We start from the raw sequence: 19,539 nt of genomic DNA on the forward strand, positions 1-19,539 counted from the left end.
ACCGTCCAGTACGCCAGGTCATTGAAGGAGCACCTGTTGAACGCCGCACAGTTGCCGGGGAACACCCTGAGCGGAACCGTCCCGCCCACCCTGCCCGCGCTCTTCGCCGCGCAGGCGGACCGCACGCCCGGCGCGGCTGCCGTGCTGGACGGCCCACGCACGACGACCTACCGGGACCTGGCCCACGCCGCCGGGCGCACCGCGCGCTTCCTGCGCTCGCAGGGCGTGGGCCCGGGCTCCCTGGTCGGGGTGTGCCTCCCCCGGGGCACCGAACTCATCGCCACACTCCTCGGGGTGTGGCAGGCGGGCGCGGCCTATCTGCCGCTCGACGCCGGTCATCCGCACGGGCGCCTCAGATCCCTGGCCTCCCAGGCCGGTGCCGAACTCGTCGTCACCACAGCCGCACTGCGCGGGCCGCTCGGGGAGGACGGCCCGCGCGTCCTGAGCACCGAAGAGCTGACCACCGCCGCCGAGGTCGGCCCGGCCGGCCCGGTCCCGGCGGACCCGGCCTCACTCGCCTACACGATCTTCACGTCCGGCTCCACCGGCGCCCCCAAGGGCGTACAGATCAACCACGAGGGCATCGCGAACCGGGTCGCCTGGGCCGTGCGCGCCCAGCGGCTCGGCGCCGGCGACCGGATCCTGTTCAAGACGTCCGTCGGCTTCGACGCGGCGGGCTGGGAGATCTTCGCGCCGCTGGTCTGCGGAGCGAGCGTCGTCGTCGCGCCGGACGGCGCCGAGAGGGACGCCGCCGCGCTGCTGAAGGCCGTCGCCGACGGCGGTGTGACCGTGCTGCAGCTGGTGCCGTCCGTGCTGCGCCTGCTGGTCGAGGAACCGTCCTGGGAGGGCTGCGGCGCACTGCGGCTGCTCGCGTCGGCGGGCGAACCGCTGCACGCCGAACTGGTCGAGCGGGTCAGGGCGCTGGCAGGCCCCGGCATCGAGGTCTGGAACACGTACGGGCCCACGGAGTGCTCGATCGACATCACCGCCCACAAGGTCGACCCGGCGCAGAAGACCGGCCCCGTCCCGATCGGCCGGCCGCTCACCGGGATGCGGGTCCTCGTCCTCGGCGCGGACGGCCGCCTCACGCCCAAGGGCGTCACGGGAGAGCTGTACGCCGGCGGCGTCGGCGTCGCCCAGGGCTATGCGGGGCGCCCCGACCTCACGGCGGAGCGGTTCGTGCCCGACCCGTACGGTCCGCCCGGCGCCCGCCTCTACCGCACCGGCGACCTGGTGCGCTGGAACGCGGCCGGTCTCCTGGAGTACCAGGGCCGTGCCGACGGTCAGCTCAAGGTCAACGGCGTACGCATCGAGCCCGGCGAGATCGAGGCCCAGCTCAGCACGCACCCCGAGGTCACGGGCGCGGCCGTCGTCGCGTTCCGCACGGAGGAGGACGCGGTACGCATCGGCGCCGCTGTCACCACGCGCGGCGAGCTCACCGGGAGCGACCTGCGCCGCTTCCTGCGCACCCGGCTGCCCGACAGCCATGTCCCCTCGCTGTTCCGTACGTTCGACGAGCTGCCCCTGACGCCGAACGGCAAGATCGACCGCGCGGCCCTGACCGCCGCCCTGGAGCAGGGCGACGACCTCACCGGGCAGGGCGCCTACATCGCCCCGCGCAACGCGGCCGAGGAGAAGGTCGCCGAGGTGTGGGCGGCGCTGCTGGGCCGCGAGAAGATCGGTGCCACCGACGACTTCTTCGCCCTGGGCGGCACGTCGCTGCAGCTCACCCGGCTCGCGGCCCGGCTGCGCGCCACCGGTGTCACCCTGTCGATGCGCGGCCTGTTCAGTGCCACCACGGTCGAGGCCCAGGCCCGGCTGATCGGCGCGCAGGACGCGGACAGCACCCCGATCCCGGCGGTCGACCGTACGGGCCGCCTGGCGCTCTCGTCCGGGCAGCGCAGGCTGTGGTTCCTGGACCGGATGAATCCGGGCAGCCGCGAGTGGGTCGCCCCGCTGATCCTGCGCCTGCCGGCCGCGACCACGCCGGAGGAGCTGCAGTCGGCGCTGACCGCGCTCGGCGGCCGTCACGAGGCGCTGCGCACGCGGTACGTCGACGAGGGCGGCGAGCCCCGTCAGGTGATCGGCGCCGCGCACCCCGTGGAGCTGCGGGTCGTCGACACCGGGCGCGAGCGGCTCGCCGAGCACTTCGAGGAGCAGTTCGCACGCGGCTTCGACCTGGCGACCGGGCCGCTGTGGCGGGCGCTGCTGGCCCGGATCCCCGGCGAGGACCACGTACTGCTCGTCACCCTGCACCACATCGCGTGCGACGGCTGGTCCACGGTCGTCCTGGAGCGCGAACTGCAGGAGCTGTGCGCCGCCGCCCGTGAGGGCCGCGAGCCCGTCCTGCCCGCGGTCACCGTGCAGTACGCGGACTACGCGGCCTGGCAGTCCGGACGGCAGACCGACGAATTCGTCACGGGCGAGCTCGCCCACTGGCGCACCGCGCTCGACGGCATCGCCGCGCTCGACCTGCCCGCCGACCGGCCCCGGCCCGCCGTGCGCGACCCGCGCGGTGCGGTCGTGCCGATCCGGATCGAGCCCGGGCTGGCGGCGGCCGTGGAGCGGCTGAGCCGTGAGAACGCGGCGACCGAGTTCATGACGCTGCTCACCGCGTTCGCCACGGTGCTGGCGCGGCAGACCGGCCAGTGGGACGTGCCCGTCGGCACCCCGGTCGCCGGCCGCACACGACCGGAGCTGTCCGGCACCGTCGGCTTCTTCCTCAACTCCCTGGTGGTGCGCTGCGGACTGAGCCCGGAGCTGCGCTTCGAGGAGGCCCTGGGCCGGGTGCGGGCCGCCGCGACGGCCGCCTTCGCCCACCAGGAACTGCCCTTCGACCGCCTGGTCGACGAAATCCAGCCGGAGCGCGACCTGTCGCGCACGCCGCTGTACCAGGTCGCCTTCGACATGCACAGCGAGGGCGTCACCAGCATCGCCACCGACGCCGCCGACCTGCGCGCCTTCGCCGAGTCGTGGACCGTCGCCAAGACGGACCTGTCCGTGTTCATCGGGCGCTCGGCGGACGGCTCCCTGGAAGGCGTCCTGGAGTACGCGGTCTCGCTGTTCGACGCGGCGACCGTGGAGCGGGTGTGTGAGCAGTTCGTGCGCCTCCTCGAAGAGGTGACCGCCGACCCGTCGGCGCGCCTGGCCGAGGTCCCGCTGCTGTCCGACGCGGAGCGGCACCTGATCGCCACGGAGTGGAACGCCTCCGCCGCGGACTTCGGTGACGCGAGCGTGTGTGCCCGCTTCGAGGAGCAGGCCGCCCGTACCCCCTCGGCGCCGGCGGTCGGTTTCGCCGGTGAGGTGGTCACGTACGCGCAGCTCGATGTGCGGGCCAACCAGATCGCTCACCATCTGCGTGCTTCGGGCGTGAGCGGTCCGGGTGCCGTCGTCGGTGTGCTGCTCGACCGCGGCCCGAACCTGGTGGCGAGTCTGCTGGGGGTGTGGAAGGCGGGCGCGGCGTACGTGCCGATCGACCCGTCATACCCGGCGGAGCGGATCGCCTCGATGCTGGAGAGCGCGGGCGCGGCCACCGTCCTGACACATTCCACGTACGCCGATCGTTTCGGCGGCGATCCGGACGTGGTCCTGGTGGACCGGCATGCGTCCCTCATCGATGGGCGGCCGCGGTCCGCGCCGGAGCGCAGGGAGGATGCCGAGGCGCTGGCGTACGTCATCTTCACGTCGGGTTCGACGGGCCGGCCCAAGGGCGTGGCGGTCACGCACCGGGGTCTGGCCAACCATGTCGCCTGGGCGGCCCGGGATCTCGCCTCGCGGGGGACGACGGGTGCGCCGCTGTTCTCGTCGGTGGCCTTCGACCTGGTCGTCCCCAACCTGTGGGCGCCGCTGGTCACGGGCCAGCGGGTGCACACGATCGCGCAGGACACCGAGACGGCCGATCTGGCACGGGAGTTGGTGGCGGCGGGCCCGTTCAGCTTCATCAAGCTGACGCCCGGACATGTGGAGGTGCTGGCGGCGCAGCTGACCGCGCAGGAGGCCTCCGCTCTGGCGCCGGTGCTGGTGATCGCCGGTGAGGCGCTGACGCGGACGACGGTGGAGCGGTGGCGGGCGCTGGCGCCCGGGACGGAGCTCGTCAACGAGTACGGGCCGACCGAGGCCTCCGTCGGCACCTGCGTCTTCCCCGTCACCGACGCCGAGTCCGGCGAGGTCATGCCGATCGGCCGCCCGCTGCCGAACATGACGATGTACGTCCTCGACGAACGGCTCGCTCTCGTGCCCGTCGGGGTGCCCGGTGAGCTGTACGTCGGCGGTACGGGAGTGGCGCGCGGTTACGCGGGCCGGCCCGGTCTGACGGCGGAGCGTTTCGTGCCGGACCCGTACGGGCCGGCGGGCGCGCGTCTGTACCGCACCGGTGACCTCGTTCGTACCCGCCTCGACGGCGCCGTGGAGTTCCTCGGCCGCCTCGACGACCAGGTGAAGATCCGTGGCTATCGCATCGAACCCGGCGAGATCCAGACCGTCGTCGCCGAGCACCCGGCGGTACGTGAGGCGGTCGTGGTGGCGCGTCAAACGGCGGCTGGTGACCATCAGCTCGTCGCGTACTACGTCCCGCGGGACGACGCCGACCTGAGCCCGGCCGACGAGCTCGCGGCGCACTGTGCCGCGCGGCTGCCGGAGTACATGCTCCCCGGCCACTTCGTCCCGCTGGCCGAGATCCCCCTCAACGCCAACGGCAAGACCGACAAGCGGGCCCTGCCCGCCCCGGACGCCGACGGCACGGACGCCCCGCAGGGCCGGATCGCTCCGCGCACCGCCACCGAGGAACGCCTCGCGGAGATCTGGACCGAGCTCCTCGCGGTCGAGCCCGGCATGACGGACAGCTTCTTCCACTCCGGCGGCAACTCGATCCTGGCGATCCGCCTGATCTCCCGCATCCAGGAGGAGTTCGACATCGACTTCACGGTCCGGGCGGTCTTCGAGGGCCCGACGGTGGCCCAGCTGGCCGTGGCCGTGGAACGGGAGATCTTCGCCGACCTCGACGGACAGGACGCGGCCGGCGTGCCACGCCTGTCGGACCCCGACGACGTGATGGACGCCGACGACCCGTCCGGCATCGCCGACCCGCCGGAGCCCGAGGACCCCTCGGAGCTCGACGACCCGTCCGGCCTGTTCCGGCCCGTGGACCTCGACGACCCGTCCGGTCTCGCCCACGCGTCCACCCACCCCGACCCCGCGATCAACGGCCACGCGCCGGTCAAGGAGACAGCATGAGCACCGGTGCCAACACGCCTCCGGGCATCGACTCGGACGAGGCGCGCGACGCGATCGTGCGGCAGCGGCTCGCCGGGCGGCGGCGTACGCGCAGAAGCGCGATACCCAAGGCGGACCGGAACGCCCCGCTGCGCCTGTCGTACGGGCAGGAGCAGATGTGGTTCCTCAACCGCCTCGACCCCGGCAGCACCCAGTACCTCGTCCCGCTGCTCGTCCGGCTGACCGGAGCCCTGGACGCCGGCGTCCTGGCCGAGGCCTGGCAGCGGCTCACCGACCGGCACGAGATCCTGCGCACCCGGTACGGGCTGCACGGCGAGGAGCCGGTGCAGATCGTCTCCGAGCGGGAGCGGGTCACGCTGCCCCTCGAAGACCTCACCCACCTGCCCGAGGACGAGCGCGAGACACGCGTCCAGGCGATCGTCACCGGCGAGATCTTCGTGCCGTTCGACCTGGAGCGCGACCTGCCGGTGCGGGCCCGTCTGATCCGGCTCGGCGACCAGGAGCACGTGCTCGCCGTCGTCTTCCACCACATCGCCTGCGACGCCTGGTCCACCGAGATCGTCGGGCAGGAACTCAGCGCCCTGTACGCCGCCCTCGTGAAGGGGGAGGAGCCGCGGCTGCCCGACGTCGCCGTCCAGTACGCCGACTTCGCCGCCTGGCAGCGTGCCGAGATGTCCGGCGCCACCCTGGAGCGGCACCTCGACCACTGGAAGGGCGAGCTGGCGGGCATCACCCCGATCGAGCTGCCCACGGACCGGCCCCGCAAGGCCGTCAGGGACGCGAGGGGTGACACGGTCGCCTTCTCCGTGCCCGCCGTACTCGCCGGGCGCGTGCAGGAGTTCGCCCGGGAGCGGGCCGCCACCCCCTTCATGGTCGTGCTCGCCGCGTTCCAGAGCCTGCTGGCCCGGCACACCGGCTCCGCCGACGTCACCGTGGGCACGGTCGTGTCCGGGCGGGGCCGCCCCGAGCTGCAGGGCATGCTCGGCTATGGCATCAACACGCTGGCACTGCGCGGCAGATGGGCCGACGGCACCTCCTTCCGTGATCTCGTCGACGCCACCAAGGGCACCGTCCTCGGCGCCTTCGACCACCAGGGCGTCCCGTTCGCCCGGCTGATCGACGCCGTGCAGCCCGAGCGCGACCTGTCCCGCAACCCGCTCTTCGACGTCGCCCTGACCATGCACGGCGAGCGGACCAGTTCCTTCGCCCTGCCGGGCATCGCCGCCGAGCCGTACCGGGCCGAGGGCGACGCCGCCAAGTACGACCTCGACCTTCAGCTGCGCCAGGACGCCGACGGCACGCTGCACGGGCACCTGGAGTACGCCGTCGAGCTGTTCGACCGGGCCACCGCCGAGCGCCTCACCGGGCAGCTCGTCCGCCTCCTCGACGCGGCGACCGCGGACCCGGACGCCGACCTGGCTCATCTGGCCTTCCTCGGCGCGGACGAGGTGCGTCTGCTCACGCAGGGCGCGGCCGTCACCGGCGAGGTCACCCGAACCGTCCACCGGGCCTTCGAGGAGCAGGCGGCCCGCACCCCGGACGCCGTGGCCGTGCACGCCGCCGGCGAGGAGCTGACGTACGCCGAGCTCAACGAGCGCGCCAACCGCGTCGCCCACCACCTCGTCGGCCTCGGCGTCGGCCAGGAGACCCTGGTCGGCGTCTGCCTGGAGCGCGGCGCCGACCTGATGCCCGCCCTGCTCGGCGTCCTCAAGGCGGGCGGCGCCTACCTGCCGCTCGACCCCTCGCAGCCCGCCGACCGCATCGGCTACATGCTCCAGGACGCCGCAGCCCCGGTCGTGGTGACCGAACGCGCCCACGCGGAGCTGCTGAACGGTCTGCACGACGGGCCCGTCCTCGTCCTCGACGGGGAGGAGGACCGCGCCGCGCTGGCCGCCCGGCCGGTCACGGACCCGGCCCCGCGGACCGACGCCGACAGCCTGATCTACGTCATCTACACCTCGGGTTCGACCGGCCGCCCCAAGGGCGTCGGCCTCACCCACGCCAACGTGGAGCGCCTCTTCACGGTCTCCGCGCACCAGACCGGGTTCCGCACCGACGACGTGTGGACGCTGTTCCACTCCTACGCCTTCGACTTCTCCGTGTGGGAGATGTGGGGCGCGCTGCTGCACGGCGGCCGGCTCGTCGTCGTGCCGCAGGACGTCTCGCGCGACCCGTCCGCCTTCCTCGACCTGCTCGTCGAGCAGCGCGTGACGGTGCTCAACCAGACGCCGTCCGCGTTCCGCGCCCTGGTCGCCGCCGCCCGCGAGGGTGATCCGCGCGTCGGCGAACTCGCCCTGCGCACCGTGGTGTTCGGCGGCGAGAAGCTCGAAGTCGCCGACCTGCGGGCGTGGGCGGACCGAGTGGGCCTGAACGCCCCCACGCTCGTCAACATGTACGGCATCACGGAGACCACCGTGCATGTCACGTACCACCTCCTCGACGAGGACGACCTCGCCCGGGGCTCCGTCAGCCCGGTCGGCGTCCCCCTCGACGACCTCGCCGTCCGCATCCTCGACGCGCACGGCAACCTGGCGCCGATCGGGGTGCCCGGAGAGATCCACGTCGCGGGCCGCGGCGTCGCCCGCGGCTATCTGGGCCGTCCCGCCCTGACCGCCGAGCGGTTCGTGCCCGACCCGTACGGGGCGCCCGGCGACCGTCTGTACCGCAGTGGCGACGTCGCGCGCCGCCTGGCCGACGGCAGCCTGGAGTTCCTGGGCCGCAATGACGCCCAGGTGAAGATCCGTGGTTTCCGCGTCGAGCTCGGTGAGATCAACGCCGCGCTCACGGAGCAGGACGGTGTGCGGGACGCCGTCGTCCTGGTCCGGGAGGACATCCCCGGCGACAAGCAGCTCGTCGCCTACGTCGTCCCCGCCGACGGCGCCGCCCCCGACGCCGCCGGGCTGCGCGCCCTGCTCGCCCGCGAACTGCCCGAGTACATGGTCCCGGAGACGTTCGTCGCCCTCGACGCGCTGCCGCTGACCGTCAACGGCAAGCTCGACGCCAAGGCGCTGCCCGCGCCCGCCGCGCGTGTGGCCGCATCCGAGTACGCCGCGCCGCGCTCCGCCCTGGAGGAGCGCACCGCCGCCGTCTGGGGTGAGGTCCTCGGCGTGGACCGGGTCGGCGTCCACGACAGCTTCTTCGACCTGGGCGGGCACTCGCTGCGCGCCATCACCCTGGCGGGCCGGCTGCGTGAGGCGGGACTCGACGTCGGCGTCCGCGACCTGTTCGAGTACCGCACCGTGGCGCTGCTGTGCGAGCAGCTCGCCGGCCGGGCGCCGGTCACCACCACCCACGGCGTCCGCCCGTTCGCCCTCGTCGGCGACGAGGACCGGGCCGGACTGCCCGAAGGCGTCGTGGACGCGTACCCGATGTCGCAGGTGCAGATCGGCATGGTCGTCGAGATGCTCAGCGACAGCGGCCGGCATCCGTACCACAACGTCACCTCCTTCCGCGTCCCCGACAGCCGCTCCTTCGACATCGAGGCGCTGCGCGCGTCGGTCGCTTCGGCCGTCGCCCGGCACGAGGTGCTGCGCACGTCCTTCGACCTCAACTCCTACTCCGTGCCCATGCAGTTGGTGCACGAGCAGGTCGAACTGCCGGTGCAGGAACGCGATCTGCGCGGCCTCGGCGACGAGGCGGTGCGGGAGGCACTGCGCGCCTTCACCGCTCAGGAGCGCTCCCGGCTGATCCCGCTGGACAGCGCGCCGCAGCTGCGCCTGTACGGCACGGCCTGCGACGACGGCAGCTGGTGGCTGACGATCACCGAGTGCCACGCGATCCTCGACGGCTGGAGCCACCACTCCCTCCTGATGGAGATCGTCGAGGGCTACCACCGGGCCCGCGACGGGCGGCCCGTGGACGCGCCGGCCGCCCCCGACGTGCGGTTCGCGGACTTCATCGCCGCCGAGGTCGCCTCCCGGGAGGCCGGCGACGACCGCGCGTACTGGACCGGCATCATCGAGGGCCACACACCGTTCGCGCTCCCCGAGGCCTGGGCGGGCGACGGGGTCGCGGGCGCCCCGCACCGGGTCAAGGTCCCCTTCCACGACCTGGAGCCGCAGCTGCGCGCCCTGGCGTCCACCGCCGGCGCCTCCCTCAAGAGCGTGCTGCACGCCGCCCATCTGAAGGTCCTCAGCACGGTCACCGGCGACGAGCGCTTCTTCACCGGCCTGGTGTGCAACGCCCGCCCCGAGGCCCTCGGCGCGGACGGCCTGTACGGCATGCACCTCAACACGCTGCCGTTCGCCTTCGACGGCGCCTTTGGCACCTGGCGCGACCTGGTGCGCCGGGTCTTCGAGCGCGAGGTCGAACTGTGGCCGCACCGCGGCTACCCGATGCCCGACATCCAGCGGCAGGCCGAGGAGGGGCAGCGGCTCGTCTCGGTCCGCTTCAGCTACCACGACTTCGACCAGGTCGACCGCGACCGGGTCGACTACCTGGCGAGCATCGACGACAGCCCCACCGAGTTCCCGCTCGGCGTCTCGGCCCGCCTCGGCCACCTGTTCCTGACCGGCGGCCGCAAGCACGTCTCCGCCGAGGCCCTGGAGCGTCTCGCGGGCACCCTGCGCGAGGTCCTCGTGGCGATGGCCGCGGACCCGGAGGGCGATGCGAGTGCCTCGTATCTCCCCTCCGCCGCCAGGCAGACGCTCCTGGAACAGGGCACGGGCGAGCGTGCCGACTTCGGTGACGCGAGCGTGTGTGCCCGCTTCGAGGAGCAGGCCGCCCGCACTCCCTCGGCTCCGGCGGTCGGTTTCGCCGGTGAGGTGGTCACGTACGCGCAGCTCGATGTGCGGGCCAATCAGGTCGCACACCATCTGCGTGCGTCGGGGGTGAGCGGTCCGGGTGCCGTGGTGGGTGTACTGCTCGACCGTGGTCCGGATCTGGTGGCGAGTCTGCTGGGGGTGTGGAAGGCGGGCGCGGCGTACGTGCCGATCGACCCGTCCTACCCGGCGGAGCGGATCGCCTCGATGCTGGAGAGCGCGGGTGCGGCCACCGTCCTGACGCAGTCCGCGTATGCCGACCGTTTCGGCGGTGATGTGGGTCTGGTTCTCGTGGACCGGCACGCGTCGCAGATCGACGCGCGGCCGCGGTCGGCGCCGGAGCGTATGGAGGATGCCGAGGCGCTGGCGTACGTCATCTTCACGTCGGGTTCGACGGGCCGGCCCAAGGGCGTGGCGGTCACGCACCGGGGTCTGGCCAACCATGTGGCCTGGGCGGCCCGGGACCTGGCCTCGCGGGGGACGACGGGTGCACCGCTGTTCTCGTCGGTGGCCTTCGACCTGGTCGTCCCCAACCTGTGGGCGCCGCTGGTCACGGGCCAGCGGGTGCACACCATCGCGCAGGACACCGACACCGCCGACCTGGCACGGGAGTTGGTGGCGGCGGGCCCCTTCAGCTTCATCAAGCTGACTCCGGGGCACGTCGACGTCCTGGCCTCCCAGCTGACCGCGGAGCAGGCCTCTGCCCTCGCGCCGGTGCTGGTGATCGCCGGTGAGGCGCTGACGCGGACGACGGTGGAGCGGTGGCGGGCGCTGGCGCCCGGGACGGAGCTCGTCAACGAGTACGGGCCGACCGAGGCCTCCGTCGGCACCTGCGTCTTCCCCGTCACCGACGCCGAGTCCGGCGAGGTCATGCCGATCGGCCGTCCGCTGCCGAACATGACGATGTACGTCTTGGACGCGCGGCTCGACCAGGTCGCGGTCGGTGTCGCGGGTGAGCTCTACGTTGGTGGTACCGGAGTGGCGCGCGGTTACGCGGGCCGGCCCGGTCTGACGGCGGAGCGTTTCGTGCCGGACCCGTACGGGCCGGCGGGCGCGCGTCTGTACCGCACCGGTGACCTCGCCCGGACCCGCCCGGACGGCGCCGTGGAGTTCCTCGGCCGCCTCGACGACCAGGTGAAGATCCGTGGCTACCGCATCGAACCCGGCGAGATCCAGACCGTCGTCGCCGAGCACCCCGCGGTCCGTGAGGCGGTCGTCGTCCCGCACGAGACGGCGACGGGAGACATCCAGCTCGTCGCCTACTACGTCCCGTCCGGCGCGGGCACGAGTGCCGCCGAACTCGCCGAGCACAGCGGTGCCCGGCTGCCCGACTACATGCTCCCGGCGGCCTACATCGCCCTCGACGCGATCCCCCTCAACGCCAACGGCAAGACCGACAAGCGGGCCCTGCCCGCGCCGGACGACGCCGGCCTCGACGGCCGCACGTCCCATGTCGCGCCCCGCACCATCACCGAGGCACAGGTGGCGGCCATCTGGTCGCAGGTCCTCGGCCTGGAGCGGGTCAGCGTCCTGGACGGCTTCTTCGACCTGGGGGGCCACTCCATCCGCGCGGTCGCCCTGGTCGGCGCCCTGCGTGCGGCCGGATTCGACGTCGGCGTGCGGGAGGTCTTCGAGTACCGCACGGTCGCAGAGCTGAGCGAGTTCCTCACCGGGCGCCCGGCGCCGCAGGAGACCGCCGCGCCCGTCGAGCCGTTCGCACTGCTCACCGACGAGGACCGGGCCGGGCTGCCCGAGGGCGTCGTGGACGCGTACCCGATGTCGCAGGTCCAGCTCGGCATGCTCGTCGAGATGCTCGCCGACGACGAACGGCGGGTCTATCTGAACGTCGCGTCGTTCCGCATCACCGACGGCACCCCGTTCGACGCGGACGCCCTGCGCGCCGCCCTCGACGTGGTCACCGGGCGGCACGAGATGCTGCGGACCTCCTTCGACCTGGACGCCTTCACCCAGCCGCTGCAGATCGTGCACCCGAAGGCCAGGATCCCACTGGCCGTGGAGGACCTGCGGCAGCTGTCGGAGGGCGCTCGCGAGCTGCGCGTACGGAACATCATGAGCGAGGAGCGGACCCGGGGGCTCGATCTCGCGGCGGCCCCGCTGCTGCGCATGACCGCCCAGGTCGAGGCCGACGACTCCTGGCGACTCGTCGTCACCGTCTCGCACGCCATCACCGAGGGCTGGAGCCACCGCGCCCTGCTGATGGAGCTCCTCGACGTCTACCGCGCCCTGCGCGAGGGCGGCGTCCCCGCTCCCGCCGAGCCCACGCCGGTGCGTTACGCCGACTTCATCGCGGCCGAACTGGCCTCCCTGGAATCGGCGGAGGACCGGACGTACTGGCAGGACCTCATCGGCCGGTACGCACCGTTCGCGCTGCCCGCCGGCTGGGCCGGGGACCCCACCCAGCCGAGCGAGAAGTACCGGCTCGCCGTGCCCGTGCACGACCTGGAACCGCGCCTGCGCGCCCTCGCCACCCAGGCACAGGTGTCGTTCAAGAGTGTGCTGCTCGCCGCCCACCTGAAGGTCATGAGCACCCTCACCGAGGAGGACGGCTTCTTCAGCGGCCTGGTGTGCAGTGCCCGCCCCGAGTCGCCCGGCGCGGAACGCGTCTACGGCATGTACCTCAACACCCTGCCGTTCGCCTTCGACCGCACCGCGGGCAACTGGACCGACCTGGTCCGCCAGGTCTTCGCCCGCGAGGCCGAGGTCTGGGACCGCCGGCGATTCCCGATGCCCGTCATCCAGCGGGACGCGGGCGCCGGCCGCCTGCTCCACGTCCGGTTCAGCTACCAGGACTTCGACCACGTCGACGACAAGCTCGTCGACGCCGGGGCCAGTGGCGGCGAGGGCGGCACCGAGTTCGCGCTCGCGGTCTCCGCGGTCTCCGGGCACCTGCTGCTCACCACGCACACCCACGCCCTGTCCCGCGCGCAGGGCGAGCGCCTGACCACCCTGTACCGGCAGGTCCTGGAGGCCATGGCCGGCGACCCGCAGGGCAGCGCCCAGGACACGTACCTGCCCGCGCAGGAGCGGGAGTGGCTGCTCGCGCAGAACGACACGGCCCGCGACTTCCCGGAAGCGACCGTCCTGCAGCGCTTCGAGGAACAGGTGACCCGCACCCCCGACGCCGTCGCCGTGCGGCACGCGGGCGGGGAGCTGTCGTACGCCGAACTCGACGCCAGGGCCACCCGGTTCGCGTACCGGCTGCGCGCGGCGGGCGTCGGCGCCGAGTCCACGGTGGGCGTGCTGCTCGACCGCGGACCGGACCTGCTCGCGACGCTGCTCGCGGTGTGGAAGGCGGGCGGGGCCTACGTGCCGATCGACCCGTCCTACCCGGCCGAGCGCATCGCCTCCATGTGCGAGAGCGCGGCCGCGCAGCTCGCCGTGACCCAGGAGGGCTACGCGGACCGCTTCCCCGGCAGCGTGCCGGTGCTGGACATCGCCGGACTGGCCGAGAGCGAGGGTGAGTTCGGTGCGGTGGCCCGGGTCGACGACCCCGAGCGGCTCGCCTACGTCATCTTCACCTCCGGTTCCACCGGACGGCCCAAGGGCGTCCAGGTCCCGCACCGGGGCCTGGCCAACCACGTCGCCTGGGCGGCGGACGAGCTCGCCGTGCGGGGCACCGGCGGTGCGCCGCTGTTCTCCTCGGTCGCCTTCGACCTGGTCGTCCCCAACCTGTGGGGGCCGCTGGTCACCGGCCAGGCCGTGCACGTCGTCCCGCAGGACACGCTGCCCGCCGACCTGCCGGCCGCGCTGCTCGACGGCGGCCCGTACAGCTTCATCAAGCTGACCCCGGGCCACCTGGACATCCTCACCGAGCAGCTCACCACCGAGCAGGTCGACCGGCTCAGCCAGGTCTACGTCGTCGCGGGCGAGGCCCTGCCGGGCTCCACCGCCAACCGGTCCCTCGAAGTCCTCGGCTCCGGCCGCATGATCAACGAGTACGGGCCGACCGAGGCGTCCGTGGGCTCCACCATCCACCCCGTCACCGACCACGTCGCGCTCGACGTCGTCCCGATCGGCCGCCCGCTGCCGAACATGACGGCGTACGTCCTGGACGCGGCGATGCGCGAGGTGCCGGCCGGTGTCGTCGGCGAGCTCTACGTCGGCGGCACGGGCGTGGCGCGCGGATACGCGGGCCGCCCCGGCCTGACGGCCGAACGTTTCGTGCCCGACCCGTACGGGCCGGCGGGCAGCCGCCTGTACCGCACGGGCGACCGGGTCCGGATGCCGGCCGACGGGAACATCGAGTTCCTCGGCCGCCTCGACGACCAGGTGAAGATCCGTGGCTACCGCGTCGAACTCGGCGAGGTGCAGGCCGTGCTGGCGGCCCACCCGGCCGTCCGGGACGCCGTGGTCGCCGTGCACGAGCCGACGCCCGGCGACAAGCGCCTCGTCGCCTACTGCGTGCCCGCGGAAGGACGGCAGCTGCCGGACGCCTCGGCCCTCGCCGACGCCTGCGGGGCGCTGCTGCCGGAGTACATGGTGCCCTCCGCGTTCGTCGCCCTGGACGCGATCCCGCTCAACGCCAACGGCAAGGTCGACCGCAAGGCGCTGGCCGCGCCGGACCGTTCGGCGATGCGCTCGGGCCGCGAGTTCGTGGCGCCGCGCACCGACACGGAACGCACGCTCGCCAAGATCTGGTCCGAGGTGCTCGGTGTCGACGAGATCGGTGTGCACGACGAGTTCTTCGAGCTCGGCGGGCACTCGATCCTGATGATCCAGGTGCTCGCGGCGGCCCGCCGCGAGGGCCTCACGGTCTCGGTCTGGCGCATGTACCAGCACGGCACGCTCGTCGACCTGGCCGCGGCCATCGACGAGGACAGGGCGGCCGCCGCGGCGGAGGAGGCCGCCAAGGCCGCCAAGGAAGCCGAGGCGGAGCCCGCACCGGTCGAGGTCCCGGCCGAGCTGCTCGCCTCGCTCCTGCGGCAGGCCGCCGGCGGCGACGCCACGCGCCTCACCGAGGGGCCGCTCGCCCAGGTCGCGGCCCTGCTCGGCGGCGGCGCGCAGGCCGCCGCCGAGGCCGGGGAGACGGTCGCTCTCGACGACCTGGACGCCCTCATGGCCGAGCACCGGGTGCCCGGCGTGAGCCTGGCCCTGCTCGGTGCGGACGGCTCGGTGCGCACCCACGCGGCCGGCGTCCTCTTGGTGGACGGCGACCGTCCGGTGACCCCGGACACGCTGTTCCAGGTCGGCTCGATCAGCAAGCACGTCGCGGCGTTCGCGACCCTGCGGCTCGTCGCGGAGGGGCGCATCGGCCTCGACGACTCCATCGACACGCACCTGACGTCCTGGAGCCTCGACGAGCTGGACTCGGCACCCGGCGCGGTGACCGTCCGGCACCTGCTCGGGCACACCGCCGGGCTCGCCCGGCACCGCAGCGTCGGATTCCCGCCGGGCGGCGAGGTGCCCACCCTGCGGGACCTCCTCGACGGCACGGGCGCCGTCTCGACCCCGCGAGTGCGCCGCCAGCTGGTGCCCGGCTCCACGTTCCGCAAGTCCAGCACCCACTACTGGGTCCTCCAGCAGCTCCTGGAGGACGTCACCGGTGAGGCGTTCCAGGACCTCGCGCACCGCCTGGTCCTCGCGCCGCTCGGCATGACGGGCAGCAGCTTCGACCAGGACTTCCCGCGCACCTCGGGGCGGCCGGTGGCACTCGGCCACCACGTCAAGGGCGTGGCCATGGAAGGGGGCTGGCGCGAACGCGCCCACCTCGCCGCCGCCGGACTGTGGACGACGGCCGAGGACATCGCCCGGCTCGCCCGGCAGGTGCGGGCCTCGCTCCTCGGCCACGAGGGCGCCCTGCTGCCCCGCGCCGTCGCCCAGGAGCTGCTCGCCACCCACCCGGGCAGCTTCTACGGCCTCGGCACCATCGTCGACGACACCGGTGGCGACGCCGAGTTCGGCCACGGCGGCGAACCCGCCGGCTACTGGAACCTCTCGCTCTCCCACCTCGGCAGCGGCGTCGGCCTGGTCGCCCTCACCAACTCCGACAGCGGCAAGGGCGTCGTCAAGCACCTGACCGCCCGGCTCGGCAAGCACGAAGAGACCTTCGGCAAGGGCGAGTTGATGGCGGACTGGGCGGTCGCCGGCACCGGCTCCGCCGCCCCCGCCGATCATCCGCTGCTCAGCCCCGTCGTCACCGACGAGGAGCGGGCATGACCACCCACGGCACGCGAACGGCCACCACCACCCAGGAGGACCCTGTGCACCACCCCCGCACACGCCACCTCATCTCCGTGGACGACCTCACCGACGACGACCTGCGCACCCTGGTGGCGGACGGTGTCGCCTTCCGCGCCGCCGACCGCAAGGGCGGCCCGAAGCCGCTGCGGGACGAGGTCGTGGGGATCTACTTCAGCAAGACGTCCACCCGTACCCGTACCGCCTTCTCCAGCGGCGCCCTGCGCCTGGGCGCCTCCGTGATCACCTACGGGCCCGGCGACCTCCAGCTCAACACCGGCGAGACCAGCGAGGACACCGGCGCCGTGCTCTCCCGCATGCTCGACGTCCTGGTGGCCCGCACCGCGGGTGACGAGGCGGAGATGCGGGCCTGGGCGAGCCAGCGGCGGATGTCCGTCGTCAACGCGATGAGCGCCGGCGAGCACCCCACCCAGGCCCTCACCGACCTCACCACGCTGAGCGCGCGCTTCGGCCGGCTGGACGGGCTGCGCGTCCTGTACGTGGGAGAGGGCAACAACTCGGCGTCCGCGCTCGCCCTCGCCCTGAGCCGCTTCCCGGGCACCGAGCTGGAACTGCGCACCCCGCCCGGCTACGGGCTCGACCCGGCCTATCTGGCACGGGCAAAGGCGCACGCCGCCCGCACCGGAGCGAGCGTGCGCGAACGCCACGACATGGACGACCTGCCCGCCGACGTCGACGCCATCTACACCACGCGGTGGCAGACCACGGGTACCACCAAGCCCGACCCGGACTGGCGGGACGTCTTCGCCCCGTTCCAGGTGGGTGCGCGGCTGTGGGAGACCAGCCCCAAGGCCGTGTTCCTGCACGACCTGCCCGCGCACCGCGGTGACGAGGTGACCGCCGAGGTGCTCGACGGGCCGCACAGCATCGCCTTCGAGCAGGCCGAGAACAAGATGCACAGCGCGATGGCCGTCCTGAAGTGGTGCCGGGCGGGCGGTCCGCCCGCACCGGGGGAGTGAGCGTCACCGACGGCCGGACGGCTCCCGCGCACCCGCAGGCGAAGGGGCCGGATCCGGTCCCGCTGCGACGCAACCGCGACTACCTCATGCTGTGGAGCGGCGCCGGGCTCACCCTGCTCGGCTCCCGCGCCACCTCGGTCGCCTACCCGCTGCTGCTGATCTGGTCCACCGGATCGGCGGCGGCGGGGGCGATGGCCGCCTTCGCGGCGCAACTCCCGCACCTGATCGTGCAGTTGCCCGCGGGCGCGCTCGTCGACCGGTGGAACCGGCGTCGCACGATGCTCGTGTGCAGCGCGGGCTGCGCCGTGTCCACGGCGAGCGTGGTCGCGGCGGTCGGGTTGGGCCAGGTCCATCTGGCCCACCTGGCGGTGGCCGCGTTCGTCGAGGGATCGCTGATGGTCTGCCACCGCCTCGCCGAACGGGCCTGCGTCCGCCAGGTCGTGCCGGCGTCGCAGCTCACCGCGGCGCTCGCCGGGAACGAGGCCCGGGGACGGGCCGCGGGCCTGCTCGGACAGCCGCTCGGCAGCGCCGCGTTCGCTGCCGCCCGGTGGTCGCCGTTCCTGCTCGGGAGCGTCACGCACCTGCTGTCGCTGCTCGCCGTCCTGTGCGTCAGGGCGCCGTTCGGCGGCAGGCCGGCGGCCGAACGGCGCAGGCTCGGGCCCGAGATCGCCGAGGGGCTGCGCTGGCTGTGGCGGCGCCGCTTCCTGCGCCGGATCACGCTGCTGATCTCCGGCAGCAACGTGATCTTCCAGGCGCTGGCCCTGCTGCCCGCCTTCGTCCTGTACGAGGACGGGCTCTCGCCCGCGACAGTGGGCGTGATCGCGGCGATCAGCGGGGCGGGCGGCGCCGTCGGCGCCCTGTGCGGCGGCTGGGCCACGCGCCGCATCGGCCTGGCCGGCCTGGTCCGCGGGGCGCTCGTGGTGTGGGCGCTGCTCGTGCCCGCCCTCGCCCTGACCCGGTCGCCGCTGCTCCTCGGAGCGCTGCTGGCCGGAATGAGCCTGGTGGGCGGCGCCGTCAACGTCGCCGGCGGTGTCCACCAGGTGCGCACCACACCCGATGCCCTCCAGGGCCGCGTCAACAGCGCGCTGCAGCTGGCGGGTTCGGGTGCCAACGCACTGGGCGCGCTCGCCGGGGGAGTGCTCCTCGACTCCCTGGGCGCGGCCCGCACGGCGGCCCTGCTCGGTGTGGCGATGGGCGTCCTGGCGCTCGTCGCCGCGGCCTCCGCACTGACCCGCCTCCTCGCCTCCGACGAACAACAGGCCTCCCAGGAACAGCAGGCCTCTCAAGAGCAGCAGCAAGAGCCCATACGAGAACAAGAAGGAGAACGCACCTCATGAACGCGACCCCCAGTTGGACCCCGCTGGTCATCACCCCGCAGAGCGCCGGGGTCGAGGCCTCGGCCGCCGGGCTGCTCAAGGTGATCGGCGACACCGCCACCATCGACGACCAGCTCGTCAAGGAAAAGGCGCTGATCTTCCGCGGCTTCGGCGTCACGCAGGAGGAACTCGACCCGGTCATGGACGAGCTGCTGCCCAACCGGCTCGCCTACGTCCACGGCAACTCGCCGCGCACCAAGGTCGGCAAGAACGTCTACACCTCCACGGAGTACCCGCAGGAGTTCACCATCTCGATGCACAACGAGATGTCGTACGCCCACGCGTGGCCGGCCCGCCTGCTCTTCTTCTGCCAGAAGGCCGCCGAGACCGGCGGCGCCACCCCCGTGACCGACTCCGCCCTCTGGCTGCAGTCCCTGGACCCGGAGGTCAGGGAGGCGTTCAAGGGCGGCGTCTGCTACCAGCAGAACCTGCACGACGGCCTCGGCCTGGGCAAGAGCTGGCAGGACACCTTCGAGACCACCGACCGCGCCGAGGTCGAGGCCTTCCTCGGACAGACCGGCGCCCAGTGGGAGTGGAAGCCGGACGGCTCGCTGCGGGTGCGCCAGATCCGGCCCGCGACCGCCGTGCACCCGGTGACCGGCACGGAGGTCTGGTTCAACCAGTCCGACCAGTGGCACCCGGCGGGCCTCGGCGACGACACCGCCGCCGCGCTCGCCCAGATCATGCCGGCCGACGAACTGCCGCAGTCCGTCACGTTCGCCGACGGCACGCCCATCCCCGACGAGTACGTCCTGCAGATCCGTGACCGGGGCCTGGACGCCGCCGTGAACTGCGACTGGCGCACCGGGGACCTGATGCTCATCGACAACATGCTGGTCTCGCACGGCCGCCGTCCCTTCACCGGAACCCGCCGCGTGCTCGTCGCGATGTCCGACTGAGGCCCGATGACCACCGCTGAGCGCGATCACCGCGCTCCGTGTGACAGCGGTGGCGTCCGTCAGCGGCAGGGCGCCACGCACGACCGGCGTCCGC

Annotated in this window: 5 protein-coding genes; all 5 read left to right on the plus strand. The window is 73.3% G+C overall.

The features are described 5' to 3' along the window. Positions 1-36: 36 nt before the first annotated feature. From CP976_RS24050 to CP976_RS24070, 5 genes are read left to right on the plus strand one after another with little or no spacing between them, the layout of a single operon-like run. Positions 37-5,232: a non-ribosomal peptide synthetase gene (locus CP976_RS24050; RefSeq protein WP_244403666.1), complete on the plus strand. Its 5,196-nt coding sequence runs from the start codon at positions 37-39 to the stop codon at positions 5,230-5,232. Further along, the gene (locus CP976_RS24055; RefSeq protein WP_150482244.1) at positions 5,229-16,169 is read left to right on the plus strand and encodes a non-ribosomal peptide synthetase; all 10,941 of its coding nucleotides are present in this window, start codon (positions 5,229-5,231) and stop codon (positions 16,167-16,169) included. The genes CP976_RS24050 and CP976_RS24055 overlap by 4 nt, the downstream gene beginning before the upstream one ends. Next, positions 16,166-17,170, plus strand: a complete 1,005-nt coding sequence (locus CP976_RS24060; protein ID WP_150482245.1) for an ornithine carbamoyltransferase — start codon at positions 16,166-16,168, stop codon at positions 17,168-17,170. The genes CP976_RS24055 and CP976_RS24060 overlap by 4 nt, the downstream gene beginning before the upstream one ends. Beyond that, on the plus strand, positions 17,167-18,507 hold the full coding sequence (locus CP976_RS24065) for an MFS transporter (RefSeq protein WP_229875357.1): 1,341 nt from the start codon (positions 17,167-17,169) through the stop codon (positions 18,505-18,507). Before CP976_RS24060 ends, CP976_RS24065 begins: the two co-directional genes overlap by 4 nt. Continuing rightward, a complete protein-coding gene (locus tag CP976_RS24070; RefSeq protein ID WP_150482246.1) occupies positions 18,504-19,445 on the plus strand; it encodes a TauD/TfdA family dioxygenase in 942 nt (313 codons plus the stop codon). The genes CP976_RS24065 and CP976_RS24070 overlap by 4 nt, the downstream gene beginning before the upstream one ends. Positions 19,446-19,539 lie beyond the last annotated feature (94 nt).

This window comes from Streptomyces coeruleorubidus, from assembly GCF_008705135.1.
GTDB lineage: Bacteria > Actinomycetota > Actinomycetes > Streptomycetales > Streptomycetaceae > Streptomyces > Streptomyces coeruleofuscus.